Origin of the sequence: Shinella fusca, from assembly GCF_014203155.1 — a bacterium.
In the GTDB taxonomy this organism is placed as follows: domain Bacteria; phylum Pseudomonadota; class Alphaproteobacteria; order Rhizobiales; family Rhizobiaceae; genus Shinella; species Shinella fusca.
On sequence record NZ_JACHIK010000001.1, the window covers coordinates 435,192 to 458,749 of the forward strand.

Genomic DNA, 23,558 nt, shown 5'->3' on the forward strand with positions numbered 1-23,558 from the left:
CATGTCGCCCGGCCGCGCGCCTGCGCCGGCCGGAAGCCCGCCCTCTCTGCGCGCGCAAACTGACAGCGCGCTGAACGCCCCGTTCAGCCTGGTGTCAGGTTGAAAACCGATGGAGCGGCGTTCGGACATGAGGTGAATGCGTGAAATCGAGGCTGCTGCCCCCGGGATTGCTATTCGTCACGGCGCTGGTCGTCGTGATCCTTGCGATCCCTTTCGCCCGGGCGCCCTCGTCCCGGCTGCACGACGAGGGCCTTTCCAAGGCCTTCGCCGGACGGAGGGGCTGACCCTCACGCGCCGAAGAGCTTCCAGCGCGTCGGCCGGAAGCGGATCGACGCACCGCCGGCCGCATTGGCGTCGAGCGGGACTTCGATCTCGACGTGGTGCGGCCGCTCGGGCGTTCCGACGTCGATATCGGCAATGCGCGTGCCGGCAAGGCGGCGGGAGGTCGCAACGCGCCCTTCGAGCGCGGGCGCGGCCGGATCGGTGACGAGCGCGACATCCTGCGGGCGGAAGAAGAGCGTGCCTTCGCCGGCCGCAATGTCCCCTGCCCCCGGCGCGATGCCGGTTTCCTTTCCCTCGAAGCGGATGCCCCCCTCCTCCACCGTCACCGGCAGGCTGGCGCTGTCGCCGATGAAGGAGAAGACGAAGGGCGAGTTCGGCCGGTCGTAAACGTCGTCGGAGGAGCCGACCTGCTCGATCTTGCCCTGGCTCATCACGACGACGCGGTCGGCAAGCTCCAGCGCCTCCTCCTGGTCGTGCGTCACGAAGACGGTCGTGTGACCGGTGCGGTCGTGGAACTCGCGCAGCCAGCGGCGCAGCTCCTTGCGCACCTTTGCATCCAATGCGCCGAACGGCTCGTCGAGCAGCAGCACGCGCGGCTCGATCGCCATGGCGCGGGCGAGCGCCACGCGCTGGCGCTGGCCGCCGGAAAGCTGGTTCGGATAGCGCTTTCCGAGGCCGGAAAGATGCACCATGTCGAGAAGCTCCTCGACCCGCCGGCGGATCTCGGCCTTCGGCGGCCGCTCGCTGCGCGTGCGCACCGTCAGGCCGAAGGCGATGTTGTCGGCCACCGTCATGTGGCGGAAGAGCGCGTAATGCTGGAAGACGAAGCCGACATGGCGCTCCTGCACGCTCTTGTGCGAGGCGTCCTCCTCACCAAAGAAGATGCTGCCGAGCGTCGGCTGCTCCAGCCCGGCGATGAGGCGCAGAAGCGTGGTCTTGCCCGAGCCCGAGGGGCCGAGCAGCGCGATCAGCTCGCCCGAGCGGATGTCGAGCGACACGTCGTTGAGGGCGGGGTAACGGTCGAATTCCTTGCGGATGTTCCTGACACTGACGTCCATTGCGGGCGTGCCTTTCATTCAATGCTTGCGGCCGGCGGCGATCTCGGCGCCGTAGCGAAGTTCCAGAAGCGTCTTGACCACGAGCGTGACGAGCGCGAGCCCGGCCAGCAGCGAGGCCACGGCGAAGGCGGCGACGAAATTGTATTCGTTGTAGAGGATCTCGACGTGCAGCGGCATGGTGTTGGTGAGGCCCCTTATGCGGCCGGAGACCACCGAGACCGCGCCGAACTCGCCCATGGCGCGCGCGTTGCAGAGCAGCACCCCGTAAAGCAGCCCCCAGCGGATGTTGGGCAGCGTGACATAACGGAAGGTTTGCCAGCCGGACGCGCCGAGCGACAGCGCCGCCTCCTCGTCCCCCGTCCCCTGGTCCTGCATCAGCGGGATCAGCTCGCGCGCGACGAAGGGAAAGGTGACGAAGATCGTGGCGAGCACGATGCCCGGCACGGCGAAGAGGATCTCGATGCCGTGGCTCTTGAGCCACGGTCCGAGCATGCTTGCCGAGCCGAAGAGCAGCACGTAGACGAGGCCGGAAATGACCGGCGAGACCGAGAACGGCAGGTCGATCAGCGTCGTCAGGAACGCCTTGCCCTTGAACTCGAACTTGGCGATGGCCCAGGCGGCCGCCACGCCGAAGACGAGGTTGAGCGGCACGGCGATCACGGCGACGAGCAGGGTCAGGCGGATGGCGGCGAGCGTATCGGGATCGCCGAAGGCGGCCAGGAATTCGCCGACGCCCTTGCGGAAGGCCTCGATGAAGACGGCCGCCAGCGGCAGGATGAGGAAGAGCGCCAGGAAAAGAAAGGCGAGCGCCATCAGCCCGTAGCGCGCAAGCGGCGCCTCCGTCGTCGGCGATCTGAAGCGTCGGATTTCATGCGCCATGACCGTACCTCCTGCGGCTCCAGGCCTGTATGAGGTTGATGACGAGCAGCATGACGAAGGCGAGCGCCAGCATGATCGAGGCGATGGCGGTCGCCGCCGCGTAATTGAACTCCTCCAGCCGCACGACGATGAGGAGCGGCGCGATCTCCGAGACATAGGGAATGTTGCCGGCGATGAAGATCACCGAGCCGTATTCCCCGACGCCGCGGGCGAAGGCGAGCGCGAAGCCCGTCAGGATCGCCGGGGCAAGGCCGGGCAGCAGCACGCGGAAGACGGTCTGGAAGCGGTTCGCCCCGAGCGTCGCGGCGGCCTCCTCCACCTCCCGGTCGATCTCCTCCATCACCGGCTGCACGGTGCGCACCACGAAGGGCAGGCCGATGAAGACGAGCGCGATGACGATGCCGGTCGGGTTGAACGCCGCCTTGATGCCGACGAACCCGAGCAGCCGGCCGATCCAGCCGTTCGGCGCATAGAGCGCGGCGAGCGCGATGCCGGCCACCGCCGTCGGCAGGGCGAAGGGCAGGTCGACGATCGCATCGACGATACGCCGGCCGGGGAACCTGTAGCGCACGATGACCCAGGCGACGACGACGCTGAAGACGACGTTGATCAGCGCGGCGGCGAAGGCCGTGCCGAAGGAGACCTTGAGCGCGTGGAGCGTGCGCGCATCGGTGAGGATGGCGAGGAACTCGGCGCCCGACAGCGAGGCAGAGCGCCAGACGAGGCCCGCGAGCGGGATGAGGATGATCAGCGTGAGGTAGGCGAGCGAAAAGCCGAGCGTCAATCCGAAACCCGGAATGACACTCGGCTGCCTCAGTCGCCACCGCACGGAAACGGCGGCAGGTGTCGTCAAGGCTCTCAGTTCCCCGGCTTGTAGATCTGGTCGAAGACGCCGCCGTCGCCGAAGTGCTCGGGCTGTACCTTGGCCCAGCCGCCGAAGATCGGGTCGTCGATCGTCACCAGCTTAATATCGGGAAGCTGCTTCAGCAATTCCGGCTTGACGACCTCGCGCTTGGACGGGCGGTAGAAGTGCTTGGCCGCGATGTTCTGGCCCTCGTCCGAGTAGAGATACTGGAGATAGGCCTCGGCCTGCTTGCGCGTGCCCTTGGCATCGACATTGGCGTCGACCACGGCGACCGGCGGCTCGGCGAGGATCGAGATCGGCGGGGCGACGATGTCGAAGGAATCCGCACCGAATTCCGCGCCGGCCAGATAGGCCTCGTTCTCCCAGGCGAGCAGCACGTCGCCGATCTGGCGCTGGGCGAAGGTCGTCAGCGCGCCGCGCGCACCCGTGTCGAGCACCGGCGCCCGCTTGTAGAGCTCGGCGATATAGGCCCTGATCTTGTCCTGGTCGCCGCCGAATTCCTCATTCGCCCAGGCCCAGGCCGCCAGGTAGTTCCAGCGCGCGCCGCCCGATGTCTTCGGGTTGGGCGTGACGATCTGCACGTCGCCCTTCACGAGGTCGCCCCAGTTATGGATGCCCTTGGGATTGCCCTTGCGCACGAGGAACACGATGGTCGACGTATAGGGCGCGGAATTGTTGGGAAGGCGCGTGCGCCAGTCCTTGGCGATCTTGCCGGTCTTCTCCACGATGGCGTTGATGTCGCTCTCGAGCGCCAGCGTCACGACGTCGGCCTCCAGCCCGTCGATCACCGCGCGGGCCTGCGCGCCGGAGCCGCTGTGCGACTGCTGCACCGTCACGTCCTCGCCGGTCTCGGCCTTCCAGTGCTTGGAAAAGGCCGCGTTGAAATCCTTGTAGAGTTCGCGCGTCGGATCGTAGGACACGTTGAGCAGCGTCGTTTCGGCAAACGCCGCGGAAACGCCCCCTATCGCCATCCCCAATCCAAGCACCAGAGCCCCGAACCGTCTTGCCAGAATAGACATCACCAAACCCTCCTGATTTCTGTCTCGAAGAAAACCTAGAGAATAAGTAGACTTAGTCAACAATAGCCCGGAAGTTCGCAAAACAGGTTCTCTTTCGGCCGCAAACCGGCAAAAGGCGCATCGCCGAACCGGGCCGCGGCGAAACGGAACCGGGGGATGACGGCGGGAACGAGAGCATATTCGTTCGCGCGAAAACGGGCCGGGCGCTGTCTCCGCCGCATGAAAATCCGATTGCATTTTGCAAGCGGATTTGCCACAACAGGCCTCCAAGCCGGGAGGTTGCCATGAAACCCGTTCTCTATGCCCATCCCTTTTCGAGCTACTGCCAGAAGGCGCTGACGGCGCTCTACGAAAACGGCACCGATTTCGAATACCGCGTGCTCGACCACACCAGGCCCGACGTCATGGCCGAATTCGAGGCGCGCTGGCCGATCAAGCGCTTCCCGATCCTTCTCGACGGCGAGCGCACCATCGTGGAAGCGACGATCGTCATCGAATATCTCGCCCTCCACTATCCGGGGCCGGTGAAGCTGATCCCGGACGATCCGGATGCGGCCATCGAGGTGCGCATGCTCGACCGTTTCTTCGACAACTACATCTCGACGCCGCAGCAGAGGATCGTCTTCAACGCCATCCGCAAGGAAGAGGACCGCGACCCCCATGGCGACAAGGAAGCCCGCGCCATGCTGGAGCGCGCCTATGCCTGGCTCGACCGTCACATGGAGGGCCGGCAATGGGTGGCGGGCGAGACCTTCTCGCTTGCCGATTGCGGCGCCGGCCCCTTCCTCTTCTACGCGGACTGGACCCATGCCATCGACCCGGCCTTCCGCAACGTGCGCGCCTATCGCGAGCGCCTGCTCGCCCGCCCCGCCTTCGCCCGCGCCGTCGACGAGGGCCGGCCCTTCCGCAAGTTCTTCCCGCTCGGCGCGCCCGACCGCGACTAGCCCTTCGGGCACTGCCGCCGCTCGGCGGGCCTCGCCTCGCGCAGGATGCCGGTGACGACCAGCACCGGTAGCTCCTGCCGGCGGCCGGCGATCTTTTGCATACGCTGCTCGACATGGCCACGCAGCACCAGCCGGCCGAAATAGAGCGCATCCGTATCGCGGATGCGCCGCTGGTCGGTCTCGGAAAGCCTGCCGATATCCGGGGAAACGCCCTTCCATTGCCGGCCGGTGCCAAGCGCATGCACGGTGGTCGAGGGGCAAGGCGCCGTCACGCAGCGAAGGCCGTTGTCGCAGGCGACATAGGCGCGCTCCCCCGCCTGCGCCAGCGTGGCGCCGAAGAAGAAGACAGCGGCAAGGCAAAGCGTCGGGCGCATCGGCATCCTTCCGGAGATCGCGAGGATCGCCGCGCCAGTCTAGGCGGCTTTGCCGGATGCGAAAAGCCCCGGCGCAGGGCCGGGGCTTCTGGTCAATCCATCTCCTCCGTCATGGCCGGGCCTGATCCGACCATCCACGCTCCGGATGCATCGGTGGATCCTCGGCTCAAGGCCGAGGATGACGGCCGTGGGATTGAAAGGATGACAGTGGGGAATTGAGAAGCGCTTACTTCAGCTTGGCGCTGACGGCGTCGATGCCGGCGCGGGCGCATTCGTCGTCGATGTCGCCGCTCGGTGCGCCGCCGACGCCGATGGCGCCGATCGTTTCGTCACCGGCCTTCACCGGAACGCCGCCGGCAAGCACCAGAAGGCCTTCGATCGAGACGAGCTCGGCAGCCGTCGGGTTCTTGGCGACGTTCTCGGCGATCTTCTGGGTCGGCGTGCGCATGGAGGCGGCCGTGTAGGCCTTGCGGATGGCGCTGTCGAGCGTGTGCGGGCCGGCGCGGTCGGCGCGAAGGACGGCGCGGGTGACGCCGGCGCGGTCAACGACGGCGACCGAGACGTTGAACTTCTTGGCCGCGCAGGCCTTGACGGCAGCGTCGGCGGCTTCGACGGCAATGTCGAGCGGCATGTTGCGCTCGGTCAGGATTTCGGCATTGGCGGCGCCGGCAAGGGCGAGAGCGGCGAAGGCGGTGGCAACGAAGGTGTTCATGTCTATCTCCATCTGGGCCGCGCAGGTCTGTCGGCGGCGACAAGGCCCTTTTCGGAGATTTCCGCCTTTCGCGGTATCGGTGACCGGACGGAGCGGGCTCCGTAGGCCTACGGAGCCTTACCGATCAGGGCAAGTCGCGCGAACTCCGCCACCGAGGTCGTGCCGAGCTTCTGCGCGATATTGGCCCGGTGCGTATCGACCGTGCGGGGCGAAAGGTGCAGGCTCTCGGCGATCTCGCGCGTCGACCAGCCGCGCCCCACCATGTCCAGCACCTCCCGCTCGCGCTCGGTGAGCTGGGCGACGAGATGAGCCGCCTCCGCCCGCTCGGCCCGCATGTCGAGGGCGGCGCAGGCCTGTTGCAACGCCTCGACCAGCACCTGCTCGTCGATGGGCTTCGTCAGGAAATCGACGACGCCGGCCTTGAAGGCGCGGCGGCAGGCATGCACGTCGCCATGCCCGGTGCAGATGATCGTCGGCCAGTCGCAGCCGATCGCGGCAAGCCTTTCATGCAGTTGCAGCCCGGTGATCGCCGGCATGCGCAGGTCGAGCACCAGCACGCCCGGCTTGAGCTTTGGCGCGCGGGCGAGGAAGGCGGCGGGATCGCCGAAGGTCTCGATGGAAATGCCGTAGGTGCCGAGCAGCAGCGAGAACGCGCTGCGCACGGCCTCGTCGTCGTCCACCAGATAGACCGGCGCGCTCGTCATTGGACAGCCTCCTTCGCTTCGTCGATGGCCCCGGCCGCCGGCAGGCGCACGGTGAAGAGCGCCCCGCCCGAAGGGCCGTTTTCCGCGGAAATGCCGCCGTCGAAGCGCTCGACGATGCTCTCGCACAGGCTGAGGCCGAGGCCCATGCCCTCCGGCTTGCCGGAGAAGAACGGCTCGAACAGGCGCGGCAGGATATCGGGCGGGATGCCGGCGCCGTTGTCGCCGACCGTGATCACGGCGCCTTCCGCCGCCCGCGTCAGGGTCACGACCACCCGGCCGTCTCCCCTGCCCGTCTCCTCCACGGCGTCGGCGGCATTGCGGATGAGGTTGTGGATGACCTGCTCGATCTCCACGGGATCGACCCGCGCCGCAACCGGCGCCTCCGGCAGGTCGAGATCGAGGGCGATGCCGCGACGGCCAAGGTCGATGCGCGAGAGCGCCGCGATGTCCGAAACGGAGGTGCGAAGGTCATGCATGCCCGCCTCGCCCGCGCTCTTGCCGACATAGGCGCGCAGCCGCACGAGGATATCGGCCGCGCGCTTGGCCTGCAGCACATTGGCGGCGAGCACCTCGTCGACGGGAGAGCCGGCAAGGCCGCCTGTCGCCGCGATGCGCCGGCCGGCCTGGCTCTGGCTGAGCAGCGCGGTCAGCGGCTGGGTCAGCTCGTGCGCGATGCCGGAGGCCATCTCGCCCATGCTGTTGACGCGCAGCGCATGGGCGAGCTTCGTTTCGTGCTGGCGCAGCGCCTCGCGGCGCGAGGCGGCCTCCGCCGCCGCCCGCGCCAGCGCCGCCTCGCGCCGGTGGGCGAGCAGCGAACGGACCAGAACGAGCGCGGCAAGCGACAAGGCCGCAAAAAGCGCAAGCGGCAGCGGCGGCACGAGCTGCGACAACGTTACGGTCCGGTGCAGCGAAAGCCGCAGCGGCTGCGTCTCGCTGGCGATGGGCGCGGCGAATTCGACGGTGCGCGCCGCGAACGGGGGCACGGCCTGCCGCGCGCCGATTTCCAGCAGCGGGCCTTCGGCGCTCGAAAGGTCCAGCCGCGCCCAGCCCGGCAGCTCGTCCTCCTCCACCAGTCCCCTGCCGTCGATATCGAGGCTGACGGCCATCGTGTCGTTCATGCGCTTCATCAACCGGTAATGGCCGGGCCGGGCGTCGGCGCCGTAGACGGCCCTGCCGGCGGCAAGGTTCTTCACCGCTGCGGACACCGCCGCCGGATCGGCCGTCGTGCCGCCTGCGGCGCGCGCCGAGCTCACCACGCCGCCGCCCGGCCCGAGGCGGACGAGGTCGATGGCGACGATGCGCGGATAGAAGCGCAGGATCGAGCGGGCGACGAGGTCGAAATCCGCAGACGGCTGGGCCTGCGCGAGGCCGAGCGCGCTGAGGCTCGTCAGGTGCGCATCGTGCTGGGCGACGCGCTGCGAGATCGCCCGTTGCAGCGCCCGCCCGCTCTCCGACACCTCCTGCTCCAGCGCGCGCCGGTGGGTCTCGGCCGCATAGAGGCCGAAGGCAGCGACGAGCAGCAGCCAGCCGCCGGCAAGGGCGGCGGAGGAGCGGAGGAAGGCAAGGCGTCGGGGCATGCGGGGTGAAGCCGGTTCGAAGGATGGAGCGGCGATCATAGGGCGTCTTCCGCCCCTTGGCGATCCGCAGCGTCACGGATGCGCGCGGTCTGCCTTCCACCCCTAACTTTCCAAGCCCGGCCGGAACAATTGCCCGGCCTGCCGGTTAGGCCCCCTTCAACGACGATCGGACGTGAATGCAGATGCCGGACCAATCCAAGCTCTTTCCCGACCACCGCAGGCTGTCGGGGGAACGCTACACGGTTGAAACCTTCCGCGCGGCCTACGGCCTGTCGCATGAGGAGGCCAAGCGCCTGTTCGACAAGTTCGGCCCCTCCAAGAGGGAGCTGGACCTTCTCATGCGCGCCCGCAAGGACCCTCGGCAATTCCTGACTTTCTGAGGAGACCATCCATGAGCGAAAAGAAGCCCCTACCCGAAGACGACGACCGCAAGGAAGCCGAAAACGAGGAGGCCGCCCGGGAAAAGGCCGAGCGGGACCTCAAGCGCAAGCAGGCGACCGACCCCGCGCTGATGCCCATCGGCGATCCGGCGGGCGCGGCCTGACGCCTCACGCCGCCACGGCCTCCCGCGCGCGATCAGCGGGGCGGAAGGTCATGGCGATGAGGAAGGCGCCGATGCCGATCCCCCACGAGCCGACGTAGAGCCAGGTATAGGTCGCGAACGTATCGTAGATCAGCCCGCCGGTGAGCGGCCCGGTCGCCATGCCGAGGCTGCCGGCCATGGCCGTGCCGCCGATGACGGTTCCCATCAGCCGCAGGGGGAAGTTTTCCCTTGCGATCACCGCATAGAGCGGCATCACCCCCGCATAGATGAAGCCGAAAAGACCGGCGACCGCGTAGAACGAGGCAAGCCCGCCGGCAAAGACATAGGCGAGCGCCCCGAAGGCCTGCGCCAGCAGTCCTAGCACGAGCACCTGCCGCGCGCCGAACCGGTCACCGAGGATGCCGAAGACGACGCGCCCTCCCATGCCGGCCAGCCCCTCGACGCTGTAGATCGAGACGGCGGCGATCATCGGGATGCCGCAGGTGATGGCATAGCTCACCGTATGGAAGATCGGCCCGGAATGGGTCGCGCAGCAGAAGAAGTTCGTCAGGCACAGGACGATGAACTGCGGCGAGCGCAGCACCTCGCGCGTCGACATGTCCCCGGACGCTTCGCTCGCGACGGCGCTCCCTTGCCCCGCGGCCTCAAGCGCCGGCGGGCGGCGGACGAGGAACGAGACGGGGATCATCACCACGGCGACGACAAGCGCGATGACCTGCATGGAGGTGCGCCAGTCATGGCCGGAGACGAGCCAGGCGGCAAAGGGCGCCATGGTCATCGGCGCCATGCCCATGCCGGCCGAGACGAGCGAGACGGCAAGGCTGCGATGGGTATCGAACCAGCCGGTGACGCACGCCATCATGGGCGCGAAGACGGCCGCCGCCGCCACGCCCACCAGAAGGCCGAAAGCGAGCTGGAAAATGAGCAGCGACGGCGCGATGCTGGTGAGCGCAAGGCTTGCGGCAAGCAGCACCGAGCCCGTCAGCACGATGGGCCGCGGCCCCCAGCGGTCCGACAGGCCGCCCCAGACCATGCTGGCGAAGGCCATGGCGAGGAAGCCGATGGTCATGGCGGTGGAAACGCCGGTCACCGACCAGCCGGTATCCTTCGAAATCGGCAGCAGGAAGACCGGCAGCGAGAACATGGCGCCGATGGCGATGCAGCCGAGGAGGCCCCCCGCCGCGACGATCACCCAGCGATACTGTGTCTGGAACATTGTCATCTCCTTCGTGACCGGCCGACAAGGCCCGGTCCCCGCATGAAAGACGCTGGCAGGCGGCCCCTTCCGACATCACGCATGAAGAATTCCACGATGACGCGGAACGGGGCGGCCCGCAAGCATCACCCAGCCGGGGGCTTGAACGCGGCGCGCAAAACGCCTTTGCTGCGGATCGGACGAAGTCGACCTTAGGCGCAGGCCGGCGGCGGGCGGGAGTAACAAGCATGACGGGATTTGCATGGATTCGATGATCACCGCCGCCGCGCGGGCGCTCGCCGCCGGCAATCCGCTCGGCGCGCTCGACCGCGTGGCGCTGCGCAAGGATGCTCCGGCGCTTGCGCTGCGCGGCATCGCCATGGCGCAGCTCGGCGACCTCGAACGCGCAAAAGCGCTCCTCAAGGAGGCCGCCCGCGCCTTCGGCCCGCGCGAGGCGGTGGCGCGTGCGCGCTGCCGCGTCGCCCTCGGCGAGATCGCCCTTGCCACCCGCGACCTCGCCTTCCCGCCGAAGACGCTGGCCGAGGCCGGTGCGGTGCTCGCCGCCCATGGCGACCGGGCGAATGCCGCCCATGCCGGCCTCATCGCCGTCCGCCGCCTGCTGCTGATCGGCCGGCTGGAGGAGGCCGGGGAGCATCTTGCCGAAACCGATCCCGCATCCCTTCCCCCGCCGCTGCGGGCAGCCCATGCGCTGGCGAGCGCCGGCATCGCCACCCGCCGGCTGCGGATCGGCGAAGCGCGGACAACCTTCGCCCATGCAGTGGAGGCCGCGCGGCAGGCCGGCATTCCCGCGCTGATGCGCGAGGCGGAGATGGCCGCCGCGATCCTCGGCCAGCCCGCCGCGCGCCTGCGCGAAGAAGAGACTGAACGCCTGCTGCTGCCGGTCGATGTCGAGGCGCTGCTTGCCACCGACCGGCTCGTCGTCGATGCCTGCCGCCATGTCCTGCGCGGCGGCGAGAGTGTCGTTCCGCTCGCCACGCGCCCGGTCCTCTTCGCGCTCCTGCGCCGGCTGGCGCAGGCCGGTCCCGCCGGGGCGAGCCGGGAAAGCCTGCTCCTTGACGCCTTTCGCGCCCGCCATGCGGACGAATCGCACCGCGCGCGTCTGCGCGTCGAGATGGGGCGCCTGCGCGCCGCGCTGAAGCCGCTTGCCGCAATCGAGGCGACGAAGGACGGCTTCGTGCTCGTGCCACGAAAGGGGCAGACGGTCGCCGTGCTGGAACCGCCGAACGACGAGCCGCATGCCGACGTCCTCGCGCTCTTTGCCGATGGCGAGGCCTGGTCCAGCTCGGCGCTGGCGATCGCGCTCGGCACCAGCGCGCGCACCGTGCAGCGCGCCCTCGAGACGCTCCATGCGGCCGGCAAGGTGCAGCCGGTCGGCCGCGGGCGGGCCCGGCGCTGGCTGACGCCGACGCCCGGCGCATTCTCGACATTCTTGTTACTCCCCGGTCCCCTGCCGGGCGACTAGGATAGGGGCACTCCAATTTCGAGGAGACTTCCCATGCGCAAGGCACAAGCCCATATCCTTCGCGAATACGGCCCCTTCCCCGGTGTGGAGCAGGTCCACGGCGTCACCTATGACGGCGAAAACCTCTGGTTCGCCGCCGGAGACACGATCAATGCCGTCGATCCCGAGAGCGGCGCACTGGTGCGGTCGATCGACGTCGCCTCCCATGCCGGCACCGCCTTCGACGGGCGCCACCTCTACCAGATCGCCGAGGACCGCATCCTGCGGATCGAGCCGTCTTCCGGAAAAATCCTCGCCAGCATCCCCGCCCCCGGCAACGGCGGCGATTCCGGCCTCACCTGGGCCGAAGGCTCGCTCTGGGTGGGCCACTACCGCAGCCGGCAGATCCACCAGGTCGATCCCGAGACCGGCAAGGTGCTGCGCACCATCGAGAGCAATCGCATGGTGACGGGCGTGACCTGGGTGGACGGCGAGTTCTGGCACGGCACCTGGGAGGGCGAGGACAGCGACCTGCGCCGCCTCGATCCCGAAACCGGCGCCGTCCTCGAAACCATCGCCATGCCGGAAGGAACCGGCGTGTCGGGGCTCGAATCCGACGGCGCCGGCCGCTTCTTCTGCGGCGGCGGGCGCAGCGGCACGATCCGCGCCGTCAGCCGGCCGCGCTGACGTTCAAAGGCCGTGCGTGCCGTCGTAGCCGTTGACCGGCGGCGGCGCCCAGCCTTCCGGCAGGCCCTTGGCCCGCAGGATCTCCACGACCATCGGATGGCACGCCGCCGTATCGGATGAGTGCTCGGCCGAGCAATCGCCTCCGGGGCAGGCCGACATGCAGCCGAGAAGATCGATCTCGGCGAAGATTTCCAGATAGTCGCCCGGCCGCACCGGGCTCGCCTTCATGAAATACTGCTCCGTATCGCGCGTAAAGCCGGTGCACATGAAGACGTTCAGCACGTCGTGCACATGGCTTTCCGCCTCGCGCGGCGCCATGCCGGTCTTCTTCGCAAGCGCCCGCGTGAGGTTGGAATGGCAGCAATGGTGATACTGCCCGCCATGGCTGAGGAGATTGTGCGTATAAGGATCGCAGCGCGTGCCGATCACGTCATGCACCGCCCCGCCGAATTCGTCGAAGCCGTACCAGTCGAGCGTGTCGTGGGTGATGGTGGCGATGGGGCGCAGATACGGGAAATTCGAGAAGAGCTGGTCGCCGAGCCCGACATGGGTGCCGTTCAGCGCCCGCGTCTTGCCGGTATAGAGCCGTTCCTTCAGGTCGTGGGCGTTGAAGAGGTTGAGGTCGCCGACCTGCGGGCCCTCGCTGCACAGGATGCGGCAGAAATGCCCGGCCGGCACCAGCCACGTCTCCGCCTCGCGCGGCGGCACGATCACCGTCTCGACAAGCTCCAGGCTATCCCGCAGCGCGCGGTAAGCCGAAAGGTCCGGCCGCGGCAGGGTCTCCACCGGATAGCAGACGACGGGCTTGATGGCCTTGCGGGCGGCGGCATCCGCGGGCGCGGCGGTGATCGGCTCGGGCTTCATCGCATCCTCCTTGCGGGCGCGGACAGGCGGCAAGCCGCCCGGATCCATTCTTGTTGAGTGACAATACTATTATTGTTCAACAGAATGCAATCCGGGCTGCGACATGGCCGGTCGGAATGCGGAGCGTCAGCAGGCCGCAAGGCCGGCATCGAGCCCGGCGATGAGGTCGTCGACATGCTCCAGCCCGACGGAAAGCCGGAGCAGCCCGTCGGTAATGCCCGCCTTGGCGCGGCCCTCCGGCCCCATGTCCACATGGGTCATGGTGGCGGGATGGGCGACGAGGCTTTCGACGCCGCCGAGGGATTCGGCAAGCGTGAAGACGCGCATGGCCTTGAGGAAGCGCTGGACGGCCGGCACGCCGCCGGCAAGCTCGAAGCTCATCATCGCCCCGAAACCCTTCTGCTGCCTGCGGGCGAGCGCATGGTGGGGATGGGAGGCAAGGCCGGGGTAATGCACATGGGAGACCGCCGGATGCGCCTCAAGGCGCGTGGCGATCGCCATGGCGTTGCGCTCCTGCCCGGCCATGCGGGCAAAGAGGGTGCGCACGCCGCGCAGCGTCAGCCAGGCATCGAAGGGGCTACAGATCGCGCCGGTCACGTTGGCCCAGTGCCTGAGGCGCTTGACCTCCTCCGCATCGGCCGCCACCACCGCCCCGGCGATGACGTCGGAATGCCCGTTGATGAACTTGGTCGTCGAATGCAGCACGTAATCCGCGCCGAGCGACAGCGGCTGCTGGATGGCCGGCGACAGGAACGTGTTGTCGACGACGACCTTCGCGCCGGCCGCTCTGGCAAGGCCGGACAGCGCCGCGATGTCGACGATGCGCATCAGCGGATTGCTCGGGCTTTCGATCAAAACGAGGGCGGGCCTTTCGGCAAGCGCCGCCTCGAAGGCCGCAAGGTCCGTCTGGTCGACCAGCTTCAGCGTGATCTGGCCCAGCTTCGCACGGGCGGCGAGCAGGCGCATCGTGCCGCCGTAGCAATCGTGCGGCGCGAGCACGAGGCTGCCGTTGCCGAGGCTTCCCGCCAGAAGATCGACCGCGGCCATGCCGCTTGGCGTCAGCACCGCGCCCGCGCCGCCCTCCAGCCGGGCAATCGCCTCCCCCAGAAGGTCGCGGGTGGGATTGCCGACACGGCCGTAGTCATAGGCGCCCGGCGTATCGAAGCCCGGAAACTCGTAGGTGCTGGAGAGATAGAGCGGCGGCGCGACCGCGCCGAAGGCGGTATCGCTCGCCACACCATAGGCTGCGGCAACGGTTTCCGGCTGGACGTCCAATGACTTTCTTTCGGGCATGAAGGCGTGTTCCTTGTTGTGCAGCGTGGAGAATGGTCGGCCCGCCGTCCTCTGGCAAACGAATTGTATTGCTATTTATCCGCAGAAATTTTGCGTTTATTTGCAAGGGGAAACTTGAGGAAAGGGCAAGCGTGCAGGACGAGACGACGACAGGCGACACGCCCACCCCTCGCATGCTGTCCTGGGCGCGCAACTCGACGGTCTACCGCATCGAGCGGCGCATGCACACCGAACGCCAACTCTTCGACGCCATCGCCCGCAAGGCCCGCGAGAAATTCGAGGATATCACCGACGAGCAGGTCAAGGCGCTCGCCGATTTCGCCGTGAAATTCGCCTATGACAACCACGCGCTCGACGACAGGGCCTTTGCCGAGATCAGCAGCCGCTCGGGCATGCGCAGCGGAAGGTCGAAGCGCGCCGTGACGCAAAGGCTGACCCGCAAGGGCATCGCGCGCGACACGGCGGCCGAGGCGGTGGAGCAGATGGACGATCTTTTCGCCGCCGTCGTCCTCGCCCGCAAGCGCGCCTTCGGCCCCTTCCGCAAGGCCGAACTCGATGACAAGCGCAAGGCGAAGGAATTTTCCGCCTTCGCCCGCGCCGGCTTCTCCTTCGACATCGCCCGCAAGGCGCTGGCAATGCCGCTCGACGAGGCCGAGGAGATGCTGGAAGCGGGCCGACACCTGTAAGGCGAACGGAAGCCATCAAATTTACAGGGAACCTTTGCGGCGGTGCGCCGTTTCTTTTGCGTCGCAAAATCCGACGGCTCCTGTCCGCCCCGCTCGCCCGCCGCTTCGCTCCGCCGGCTTTCCATGCCGCCCCGACGCAGGCTTCCGCCCTCGTGGACGGACCGGAACGCCGTCGCTCGAAAGGGGTATCGTCACACCATGGGCCGTCTCGTCGTCGTTTCAAACCGCGTTCCCGTTCCCGACAAGAAGGGCACCGCGCCCGCCGGGGGCCTTGCCGTCGCGCTGCAATCGGCGCTGGAGGCGCGCGGCGGCCTGTGGCTCGGCTGGTCGGGGCAATCCTGCGGCGAGGATGCCATCGGGCCGCTGAAGACGCTGAAGGACGGCAATATCGACTATGCCCTGACGGACCTCACCGAGAAGGACGTCGAGGAATATTACCACGGCTTCGCCAACCGCGTCCTCTGGCCGATCTGCCACTACCGGCTCGACCTTGCGGAATACGGAAGGCGGGAGATGGCCGGCTATTTCCGCGTCAACCGCTTCTTCGCAAGCCGCCTGCTGCCGCTGATCGAGGAAGACGACCTCATCTGGATCCACGACTACCACCTCATCCCGCTCGCCGCCGAATTGCGCCGGCAGGGCGTGAAGAACCGGATCGGCTTCTTCCTGCACATTCCCTGGCCGGCGCCGGACGTCTTCCTCACCATGCCCGTGCACGAGGAACTGCTGACGAGCCTCACCGCCTATGACGTCATCGGCTTCCAGACGGTGCACGACCGCGAGAATTTCGCCGATTGCCTCGCAAGGCAGGGTCTCAGCCGGCGGCTCGGCGAATCGCGCTTCAGCGTCGGGGAGCGGACCTTCACCGCAAAGCCCTACCCGATCGGCATCGAGACGGAGGCCTTCGCCGCGCTGGCCCGCCGCGCGGGCGAGACGACGCTGCACAGGCGCATGCTGCAGAGCCTCGACGGCAAGTCGCTGATCATCGGCGTCGACCGGCTCGACTATTCCAAGGGCCTCACCCAGCGCATCGACGCCTTCGAGACCTTCCTGACGCGCCATCCGGACAACCAGCGGCAGGTGACGCTGCTGCAGATCACCCCGAAATCACGCTCGGAAGTGCCGGAATACGAGGCGATGCAGCGCGCCGTCGCAGAGCAGGCCGGACGCGTCAACGGCGCGCTCGGCACGGTGGACTGGGTGCCGATCCGCTATGTCAACCGCTCGCTCCGCCGCCCGGCGCTCGCCGGCCTCTACCGCATGGCCAAGCTCGCCCTCGTCACGCCGCTTCGCGACGGCATGAACCTCGTCGCCAAGGAATATATCGCGGCCCAGAACGAGGAAGACCCCGGCGTTCTCCTCCTCTCGCGCTTTGCCGGTGCGGCGGCGGAGCTGAAGGAGGCGGTGCTGGTCAATCCCTACGACGTCGAGGGCACGGCGGACGCCATGGCCCGCAGCCTCGCCATGCCCGTCGAGGAACGGCGCGAGCGCTGGAAGGGCCTGATGGCGACGCTGCGGAAGAACGACGTCTTCGTCTGGTGCGACGGCTTCCTCACCGACCTTGCCGGCGCGACCCTGCCCCGCATCCGCGCCGCGTCCTGAAGATCAAAGCGGCGTGACGGCAAGGTCCGGCAGGTGCACGATGAAATCCCGGTTCGGCAGGCGGCCGAGATAGGCGCGCATCATGCGCAGGAGAGTGGCGAAGCGCTTCGCAAGCCCGTCCTCCCCCGTCGCGGGGGCGGCGGCGGCAAGGCGGCGGTAGAAGGCGAGCCGTTCCGGCGCGATATCCGCCGCGGCAAGCTCGCCCGCCTTGCGCAACCGATACCAGTCCTCGACGAATTCGTGCAGCGGAAAGCCGGCCGCGTCGTCGGCCGGAAGGCCGAGGCGGGCAAGAAGGTCCGCGACGCTCGCGCCCTCCACGAAATCCACCATGTCGCGCGGCCATTCGCGGGGCATGTAGCGGCGATGCACCAGCTCCACGAGATGGCGGCTGACGAATTCGCCGTGATCGGCGGCAACGCTCGCCGGCGGCACCGGCAACCCCGCCTGCGCCGCCTCGGCCCGGTAGGCCGCAAAGGCGAGATCGTGGCCCGGCACCCGCCGCAGCGGCACGGTGCGGATCTCGAAGCGGTCGGCATGAAGGTCGACGATCTTGAGGCCCGGCCCGTAGCCGACCGGCGACGGCACCGCGACATTGACGAAGCGCCCGGCATGGCGGGCCGTGTCGTTGACATGGAGATGCCCTGAGAAATGCAGGGGAATACCGGTCGCCGCGAAGGCGGCCACCGCGTCGGGCGTCGGCGCACGGCCGGCAAGGCCTCCGCCGCCGAAAAGCGCGACCTCCTCATGCGAAACCCCGCCGAGCGGATCGAGCGCCGGATAATGCGAGAAGGCGACGAGCCGCTTGCCCTTTTCCCGCGCCCGCGCCGCGACATCCGCCATCCAGCCGAGAAGATGCGCCCGGTGGCTGAGCACGGCAGGCCAGCCGCCGTCCGTCGGATCGTGGAAGGCGGCGGGATCGGCAAGGTCGGTCGCGCCGTTGCGCGGCGCGCAGACATTGGCGTCGACGGCGAGCACCCAGAGCCCTTCCGCCGGCTCGACGAGATAGGAGGAATCGATCATCCGGCAGGTCGTCCCGCCATCCGGGCTTGCGACCTCGTAGCTGCGGGCGGACCAGTCGAGGTCCGTGCCGAAGGGCGTTTCCCAGTGAAGGTCGGAGGCTTCCGGCTGGAAGCCGAGGCCCGAGAGAAGTTCGAGTGCCTCCGCCGTGCCGAGCGTCGCGGCCTCGGGGCATTCGGCGCTGCGCACCGTCACCGGCGTGCCGTCCGGCATCAGGAACGCCTTGTCCTGCGGCCGGCCGGCGAGCGCGTAGAGGTCGTGGTTGCCCGGCGTCATCAGGATGCGCAGGCCGTGGCGTTCGCGGTATTCGGCAAGGATCGCCAACGCGGCCTCGATGTTCGGCCGCTGGCCGTCGTCCGTGAGGTCCCCGACGAGGAGGACGATCTTCGCCCCCGCTTCCGCCACACGGTCGAGCGCCGCGCGGAAGGCGGGCACGCTCTCGTTGAAGACGCGGGTGGAGGCGGCCGTCTCGGCAAAGCTGCGGATTGCGCCCGGAAGGCCGGAGCCTTCCGGGATCCAGCCGCAATCGTGCACATGCGGATCGGCGATGACGGCGATGCGCTGGACCATGTTCAGGCGAGCCCGGCCAGCTTTTCGAGGTCGATGCGCGCGCCCGGCCCGGCCGCGACGACGGGAGAGCCCCTGGTCAGCTTCTCGCCCTCCGTCGGGAAGGGCAGGTGCCAGCCGCCGGCCTCCGTCACGAGGCAATAGCCGGCAAGGCAGTCCCAGGCGTGCATGTAGGGCTCGTAATAGCCGACGAGCCGGCCGGCCGCGACATAGGCGAGCATCAGCGCGCCCGAGCCGTTGCGCATGAAAGTGCCGCCCTCGTGCAGGAGCCGGCTGACGATGTCCGCCACCGCTTCCGGCGTCACGTAGCTGTTGGCGCCGAGCCCGGTCATGCCGTTGCGGATGGTGCGGGACGGGTCGAGCGAAAGCCGCCTGCCGTTGAGCTCCGCCCCCCTGCCCGTCGCGGCCGCATAAACCTCGCCATGGCACGGCGCGTCGATGACGCCGATGACGGGAACGCCGTCGTGCAGCACGGCGATGGAGACGCACCAGTTCGGCATGCCGTTGACGAAGGGCGCCGTGCCGTCGATCGGGTCGACGACCCAGGTATAGCCGGACGTGCCGGCGGTATGGCCGAATTCCTCGCCGAGGAACCCGTCGCCGGGCAGCGCCGCCTCCACCTTCTCGCGGATGAGCGTTTCCACGTTACGGTCGGCGATGGAGACGACGTCCTGCAGGTCGCGCTTGGTCTCGATGACGAGGGAATCGCGCCGGTTGAAATAGTCGAGCGCCATGGCGCCGGCCTCACGGGCGATGGCCGTTGCGAGGGTAAAGCGCGTATCGAGGCCCGTGTCTTGCGACGTCATGCTGGTCTTCCTTCAACTGTCGATGATGGCGATGCCGCGCGTCTTGAAGCCGAGCGTGGCGTCGGAGGCGGCGGGCAGGATGCGGTCGACGGCATGGTCGACGATGAAGAGCGTGCCGACATCGGTTTCCACCTCGTATTCGACATGGTCGCCGAGATAGGCCGAATGCAGGACGCGGCCGGAAAGCCCCTCGCCGCGCCCTTCGGAAAGCGTCACCGCGCCGGGGCGCACCGCAAGGCTCGCCGCGCCGAGCTTTTCCCTGTTGCCGGCGGGAACGCTGTGCTCGACGCCGGCGATGCGCACCCGCGCCTTGCCGTTCTCGACGCCGAGGACCTCGCAGGCGACGACGTTCGCCTCGCCCATGAAATCGGCGATGAAGGAGGAGGCCGGCGCCTCGTAGAGCTCGCGCGGGGCGCCCGCCTGGGCGATCACGCCCTCCTTCATGACGATGATGCGGTCGGAGACGGCAAGCGCCTCGTCCTGGTCGTGCGTGACGTAGACGGCGGTGAAGCCGAGGCGCTGCTGGAGTTCGCGGATATCGGTGCGCACCTTGCGGCGCAGGCGCGCGTCGAGGTTGGAGAGCGGCTCGTCGAGCAGCAGCACCTGCGGCTCCAGCACGAGGGCGCGGGCGACGGCGACGCGCTGCTGCTGGCCGCCGGAAAGCTCGGCCGGAAGCCGCCCGCCCATGCCGGCAAGGCCGACCAGCGCCAGCCCCTCCTCCGCCTTTTCCCGCGCTTCCTTGCGCGAGAGGCCGGAGGATTCCAGGCCATAGGCGACGTTGTCGAGCGAGCTCATATGCGGGAAGAGCGCGTAGGACTGGAAGACCATCGAGACGTCGCGCTCGTTGGCCGGCAGCATGGTGACGTCCTTGCCGCCGATGAGGATGCGCCCCGCCGTCGGGTGCTCGAGGCCGGCGAGCATGCGCAGCGTCGTCGTCTTGCCGCAGCCGGAAGGGCCGAGGAGCGTGACGAGCGTGCCGGGCTCGATGGTGAGCGAGAGGTCGGGAATGGCGGTGAAGGCACCGAAGGTCTTCTTCACGTTCTCGAAGACGACGGAGCCGGCTTTCTTGGCGATCATGCGGTTTTCTCCTGAGAAGAGGCGGACTGGGCAAGGCCGGCGACGCGGTTTTCACGTCGCAGGCGCCGTTCGCCCACGAGAAGCTGGAAGCCGGTGATGACGACGAGCATCACGACGATCAGCATGGAGGAATAGGCGATGGCCACGCCGTATTCGCCGTTCTCGACGAGGCCGACGATATAGGAGGTCGCCATGTTGTATTCGGCGCTGACGAGGAAGATGACGGCGCTGATGGAGGTGATGGCGCGCACGAAGGAATAGACGAGCGCGGCGGTGATGGCGGGGCGCAGGAGCGGCAGGATGACCTTGCGGATCGTGCGGAAGCTGCCGGCGCGCAGCGTCAGCGAGGCCTCGTCCAGGCTCTTGTCGAGCTGGCTCATCGCCGCGATGCCCCCGCGCACGCCGACCGGCATGTTGCGGAAGACGAAGCAGGCGATGAGGATCAGCGCCGAGCCGGTCATTTCCAGCGGCGGCAGGTTGAAGGCCATGATGTAGCTGACGCCGATGACCGTGCCGGGAATGGCAAAGCTCATCATCAGCGCGAATTCGAAGGCGTTCTTGCCGGTGAATTTCTGCCGCACGATGATATAGGCCGTCAAAAGGCCGACGGCAGCGGTGAGCGGCGCGGAGATGAGCGCGATCTTCATGGTCGTCCAGAAGGAGTTCCAGGCAACGCCCGTCCAGTTGATGCCGCCGTCGAAGCCGATGGAGAAGGCCTTCGCGTAGTGTTCGAGGGTCAGCGAATTGTCGAGGCCCCAGGTCTTCACGAAGCCGCCGACGAGGATCATGCCGTAGACGACGAGCGTGAAGGCGATCCACGGCAGGACGACGGCATGGACGGCGATGGAGAGCCCGCGCGGCAGGGCGATATGCGCCCCGCTGTCGCCCTTGCCGGTGACGGTGGCGAAATTCTTGCCCGAAAGCCAGAGACGCTGGGCGAGGAAGGCCGAGAGGGTGAAGAAGAGCAGCACCATGGCGAGCACGGCGGCGCGCGAGGGGTCGTTCTGCGAGCCGACGACGGCGAAGAAGATTTCCGTCGACAGCACGCCGTTGCTGCCGCCGAGCACCAGCGGGTTGCCGAAATCGGCCATGCTCTCGATGAAGCCGATGAGGAAGGCATTGGCAAGGCCGGGCTTCATCAGCGGCAGCGAGACGCGGCGGAAGGTGCGCCAGCGGTCGGCGCGCAGCGTCGTGGAGGCTTCCTCCATCGACGGGCTGACGCCCTCGACGACGCCGATCAGCACGAGGAAGGAAATGGGCGTGAAGGAGAGGACCTGCGCGATCCAGATGCCGGTGAGGCCGTAGAGCCAGCGGCCCGGCTCGACGCCGAAGAGGCTGGAGAGCCCCTGCGTGACGACGCCGGAGCGGCCGAAGAGCAGCGTGAGCGCAAGGCCGATGACGAAGGGCGGCGTGATGATCGGCAGGATGGTGAGAAGGCGAAGGCCCTTCTTGAAGGGAAAGCGCGTGCGCGTGGCGACGAGCGCGAAGGCGAGGCCGAGCAGGGTCGAGCCGAGGCCGGTCATGATGGCGAGCCAGAGCGTGCGCCAGGCGACGCCGCAGCGCCCCGCGCCGACGACGCAGTTGAGGCTCCACAGACTCGCATCCTGCATGTTGCGCACGAAGCCGTCCGGCTTGAACGAACCGTCGAAATCCTGCACCGAGCCGATGAACATGCTGCCGATGGGATAGAAGACGAAGACGGCGACGAGGAAGACGAGCAGCGAGATCGCGCTGACGACGAAGGCGTCGCCCTTCATGACGCCGCGCTCGGCAAGGCCGAAGGCGAAGAAAAGCACGAAGGTGACGGCCGAGAGCACGGCGCCCGCGCCCATCGAGGGCTGGCCGTCGGCAAGCGGGCCGAACAGGGTTTCGCTGATCGTCCAGGTCCAGCCGGTAAAGCCGACGGCAAGGCCCTGCAGCGACAGGAAGACGACGCCTATGGCGCCCGCCCATGCCAGCACGGCGCCGCGGCGCATCGGGTCCGCCATGCCGCGGGCCGCGCCGGCAACGAGAAGGAGAAGTACCGCGACGGCAAGCCAGAGCTGGCCGTGCAGGGCGATCTGCACGAGGCCGGGCGCGGCCTCCGCGGAAAGGGGGAAACCGGCCAGCCAACCGAATCCGAAGAAGCCGCCATCGATGCGATACCAGGGCAGAAGGGTCAGGGCGACCGCGCCGAGGATCAGCACGATGTCCAGCCTGCGATTGCCATGCGTCATGGCCGACCTCGCTGTACGTTCGTGTGAAAGGGGCGGCGCCCGGGGAGACGGGCGCCGCCGGTCAGGACATCAGTTGGCGACCGCGCCGATTTCGCGGTCCCAGCGCTCCAGCAGCTCCTTGCGCTTTGCCGGGTCGCCATAGGCCTTGAAGTCGTAGTCGATCAGCTTGATGTCCTCGAAACGCGGGGCTTCCTTCGGGATTTCCGCATTCTTGTTGGACGGAAGCTGGAAGGACTTGGCGTCCTTCATGCGCGACTGGACTTCCGGGGTCAGCACCCAGTCGTACCAGATCTTCGCGTTGTCGAGGTTGCGCGCGCCCTTGATGATCGACATGGAGCCGATCTCGTAGCCGGTGCCTTCGCAAGGCGTGACCGACTGGATGGGGAAGCCTTCGACGGCCTGCGCCACGGCGTCATGCACGAAGACGATGCCGAGCGCCGTCTCGCCGCGCGCGGCGGCCTTGACCGGCGCGGAGCCGGACTTGGTGTACTGCGAGACGTTGTCGTTGAGCTTCTTGAGATAGTCGAAGGCCTGCTCCTCGCCCATGATCTGCACGAGGGAGGCGAGCGCCGTATAGGCCGTGCCCGAGGAATTCGGGTTGGCGATCTGGATCTCGCCCTTCAGCTCGGGCGCGAGAAGATCGGCCCAGCACTTCGGCTCCTTGAAGCCCTTGGCCTTGAATATCTCCGTGTTGTAGCCCCAGCCGAGCGCGCCGGCATAGACGCCGACCGTGCGATAGCCGGAGCTCTCCGCCTGGCTCTTGGCCCAGTCGGTCAACTGGTCGAGCATGGGGGACTTGTATTCCAGCGTCAGGCCTTCCGCGGCTGCCTGCAGATGCGGGTCGCCGGTGCCGGCCCACCACAGGTCGGTCTTCGGGTTGCGGGCCTCGGCGCGCACCTTCGCATAGGTCTCGCCGGCCGACAGGCGCACCATGTTCACCTTGATGTCGCTGTGCGCCTTTTCGAAATCGCCCTTCATCTGCTCGCAGATGACGACGTCCGCCGAGCAGATGAGGTTGAGCTCGCCCGCCGCCTTTGCCGGCATGGCGGCCAGCGCCGTTCCGGCGAAGAGCATGAGGGAAAGGGTCTTCATTTTCATAGGGGCATCCTCCTGTTGCCTGGTTGTGGT

24 protein-coding genes are annotated in these 23,558 nt (G+C 67.9%); 8 read left to right on the forward strand and 16 right to left on the reverse strand.

What is annotated here, in order from left to right:
* The first annotated feature begins 140 nt into the window (after positions 1–140).
* Positions 141–284: a hypothetical protein gene (locus HNQ66_RS02110; RefSeq protein ID WP_184140348.1), complete on the forward strand. Its 144-nt coding sequence runs from the start codon at positions 141–143 to the stop codon at positions 282–284.
* A 3-nt stretch (positions 285–287) separates the two neighbouring features.
* Here HNQ66_RS02110 and HNQ66_RS02115 read toward each other — a convergent pair whose 3' ends face one another.
* Genes HNQ66_RS02115 through HNQ66_RS02130 form a run of 4 tightly spaced genes read right to left on the reverse strand, consistent with a single transcriptional unit; the run spans position 288 to position 4,055 of the window.
* Positions 288–1,340 (reverse strand): sulfate/molybdate ABC transporter ATP-binding protein, encoded by a 1,053-nt coding sequence (locus tag HNQ66_RS02115; protein ID WP_184140475.1) that lies wholly within the window; start codon positions 1,338–1,340, stop codon positions 288–290.
* Positions 1,341–1,358: 18 nt separating this feature from the next.
* A complete protein-coding gene (gene cysW, locus HNQ66_RS02120; protein WP_184140350.1) occupies positions 1,359–2,219 on the reverse strand; it encodes a sulfate ABC transporter permease subunit CysW in 861 nt (286 codons plus the stop codon).
* Positions 2,209–3,072, reverse strand: a complete 864-nt coding sequence (cysT, locus tag HNQ66_RS02125; protein ID WP_184140352.1) for a sulfate ABC transporter permease subunit CysT — start codon at positions 3,070–3,072, stop codon at positions 2,209–2,211. Before cysT ends, cysW begins: the two co-directional genes overlap by 11 nt.
* 5 nt (positions 3,073–3,077) lie before the next feature.
* Entirely contained in the window at positions 3,078–4,055 is a 978-nt protein-coding gene (locus tag HNQ66_RS02130) for a sulfate ABC transporter substrate-binding protein (protein WP_246434110.1), read from the reverse strand.
* 332 nt (positions 4,056–4,387) lie between these two features.
* Between HNQ66_RS02130 and HNQ66_RS02135 the strand changes: the two genes are divergently transcribed.
* Complete coding sequence (locus tag HNQ66_RS02135; protein WP_184140356.1) at positions 4,388–5,047, forward strand: glutathione S-transferase family protein; 660 nt, start codon at positions 4,388–4,390, stop codon at positions 5,045–5,047.
* Here HNQ66_RS02135 and HNQ66_RS02140 read toward each other — a convergent pair.
* The 4 genes from HNQ66_RS02140 to HNQ66_RS02155 form a co-directional block, all read right to left on the reverse strand.
* Positions 5,044–5,421, reverse strand: a complete 378-nt coding sequence (locus tag HNQ66_RS02140; protein ID WP_184140358.1) for a DUF6748 domain-containing protein — start codon at positions 5,419–5,421, stop codon at positions 5,044–5,046. The two genes, HNQ66_RS02135 and HNQ66_RS02140, sit on opposite strands and share 4 nt — an antisense overlap.
* A gap of 226 nt (positions 5,422–5,647) precedes the next feature.
* On the reverse strand, positions 5,648–6,133 hold the full coding sequence (locus HNQ66_RS02145; protein ID WP_184140360.1) for a GlcG/HbpS family heme-binding protein: 486 nt from the start codon (positions 6,131–6,133) through the stop codon (positions 5,648–5,650).
* A 107-nt stretch (positions 6,134–6,240) separates the two neighbouring features.
* On the reverse strand, positions 6,241–6,837 hold the full coding sequence (locus HNQ66_RS02150) for a response regulator transcription factor (RefSeq protein WP_184140362.1): 597 nt from the start codon (positions 6,835–6,837) through the stop codon (positions 6,241–6,243).
* Positions 6,834–8,414, reverse strand: a complete 1,581-nt coding sequence (locus HNQ66_RS02155) for a sensor histidine kinase (RefSeq protein WP_184140364.1) — start codon at positions 8,412–8,414, stop codon at positions 6,834–6,836. Before HNQ66_RS02155 ends, HNQ66_RS02150 begins: the two co-directional genes overlap by 4 nt.
* Before the next feature lie 182 nt (positions 8,415–8,596).
* On the opposite strand from HNQ66_RS02155, the gene HNQ66_RS02160 reads away from it, so the two are divergent.
* Positions 8,597–8,794, forward strand: coding sequence for a hypothetical protein (locus HNQ66_RS02160; RefSeq protein ID WP_184140366.1), 198 nt, complete (start codon positions 8,597–8,599; stop codon positions 8,792–8,794).
* A gap of 11 nt (positions 8,795–8,805) precedes the next feature.
* Complete coding sequence (locus HNQ66_RS02165; protein ID WP_184140368.1) at positions 8,806–8,958, forward strand: hypothetical protein; 153 nt, start codon at positions 8,806–8,808, stop codon at positions 8,956–8,958.
* A gap of 4 nt (positions 8,959–8,962) precedes the next feature.
* Here the strand turns inward: HNQ66_RS02165 and HNQ66_RS02170 are convergent, their stop codons facing one another.
* On the reverse strand, positions 8,963–10,174 hold the full coding sequence (locus tag HNQ66_RS02170; RefSeq protein ID WP_184140370.1) for an MFS transporter: 1,212 nt from the start codon (positions 10,172–10,174) through the stop codon (positions 8,963–8,965).
* A 241-nt stretch (positions 10,175–10,415) separates the two neighbouring features.
* Between HNQ66_RS02170 and HNQ66_RS02175 the strand changes: the two genes are divergently transcribed.
* Positions 10,416–11,636 (forward strand): helix-turn-helix domain-containing protein, encoded by a 1,221-nt coding sequence (locus HNQ66_RS02175; RefSeq protein ID WP_184140372.1) that lies wholly within the window; start codon positions 10,416–10,418, stop codon positions 11,634–11,636.
* A 33-nt stretch (positions 11,637–11,669) separates the two neighbouring features.
* Positions 11,670–12,302, forward strand: a complete 633-nt coding sequence (locus tag HNQ66_RS02180) for a Vgb family protein (RefSeq protein ID WP_184140374.1) — start codon at positions 11,670–11,672, stop codon at positions 12,300–12,302.
* Between the two features lie 3 nt (positions 12,303–12,305).
* On the opposite strand, the gene HNQ66_RS02185 is transcribed toward HNQ66_RS02180, so the two are convergent.
* Together HNQ66_RS02185 and metB are read right to left on the reverse strand one after the other, a co-directional pair.
* On the reverse strand, positions 12,306–13,166 hold the full coding sequence (locus HNQ66_RS02185) for an urea carboxylase-associated family protein (protein ID WP_184140376.1): 861 nt from the start codon (positions 13,164–13,166) through the stop codon (positions 12,306–12,308).
* Positions 13,167–13,292: 126 nt separating this feature from the next.
* Complete coding sequence (gene metB / locus HNQ66_RS02190) at positions 13,293–14,459, reverse strand: cystathionine gamma-synthase (RefSeq protein ID WP_184140377.1); 1,167 nt, start codon at positions 14,457–14,459, stop codon at positions 13,293–13,295.
* Between the two features lie 131 nt (positions 14,460–14,590).
* On the opposite strand from metB, the gene recX reads away from it, so the two are divergent.
* The gene (recX, locus tag HNQ66_RS02195; protein ID WP_184140378.1) at positions 14,591–15,145 is read left to right on the forward strand and encodes a recombination regulator RecX; all 555 of its coding nucleotides are present in this window, start codon (positions 14,591–14,593) and stop codon (positions 15,143–15,145) included.
* A 198-nt stretch (positions 15,146–15,343) separates the two neighbouring features.
* Positions 15,344–16,747, forward strand: a complete 1,404-nt coding sequence (otsA, locus tag HNQ66_RS02200; RefSeq protein ID WP_184140379.1) for an alpha,alpha-trehalose-phosphate synthase (UDP-forming) — start codon at positions 15,344–15,346, stop codon at positions 16,745–16,747.
* A gap of 3 nt (positions 16,748–16,750) precedes the next feature.
* On the opposite strand, the gene HNQ66_RS02205 is transcribed toward otsA, so the two are convergent.
* The 5 genes from HNQ66_RS02205 to HNQ66_RS02225 form a co-directional block, all read right to left on the reverse strand.
* Complete coding sequence (locus tag HNQ66_RS02205) at positions 16,751–18,334, reverse strand: metallophosphoesterase family protein (RefSeq protein WP_184140380.1); 1,584 nt, start codon at positions 18,332–18,334, stop codon at positions 16,751–16,753.
* Positions 18,335–18,336: 2 nt separating this feature from the next.
* Positions 18,337–19,137: an inositol monophosphatase family protein gene (locus tag HNQ66_RS02210; protein WP_184140381.1), complete on the reverse strand. Its 801-nt coding sequence runs from the start codon at positions 19,135–19,137 to the stop codon at positions 18,337–18,339.
* A 12-nt stretch (positions 19,138–19,149) separates the two neighbouring features.
* The gene (locus tag HNQ66_RS02215; RefSeq protein WP_184140382.1) at positions 19,150–20,214 is read right to left on the reverse strand and encodes an ABC transporter ATP-binding protein; all 1,065 of its coding nucleotides are present in this window, start codon (positions 20,212–20,214) and stop codon (positions 19,150–19,152) included.
* The gene (locus HNQ66_RS02220; RefSeq protein WP_184140383.1) at positions 20,211–22,430 is read right to left on the reverse strand and encodes an ABC transporter permease; all 2,220 of its coding nucleotides are present in this window, start codon (positions 22,428–22,430) and stop codon (positions 20,211–20,213) included. The genes HNQ66_RS02215 and HNQ66_RS02220 overlap by 4 nt, the downstream gene beginning before the upstream one ends.
* Before the next feature lie 69 nt (positions 22,431–22,499).
* Entirely contained in the window at positions 22,500–23,528 is a 1,029-nt protein-coding gene (locus HNQ66_RS02225; RefSeq protein ID WP_184140384.1) for an ABC transporter substrate-binding protein, read from the reverse strand.
* Positions 23,529–23,558: the final 30 nt, after the last annotated feature.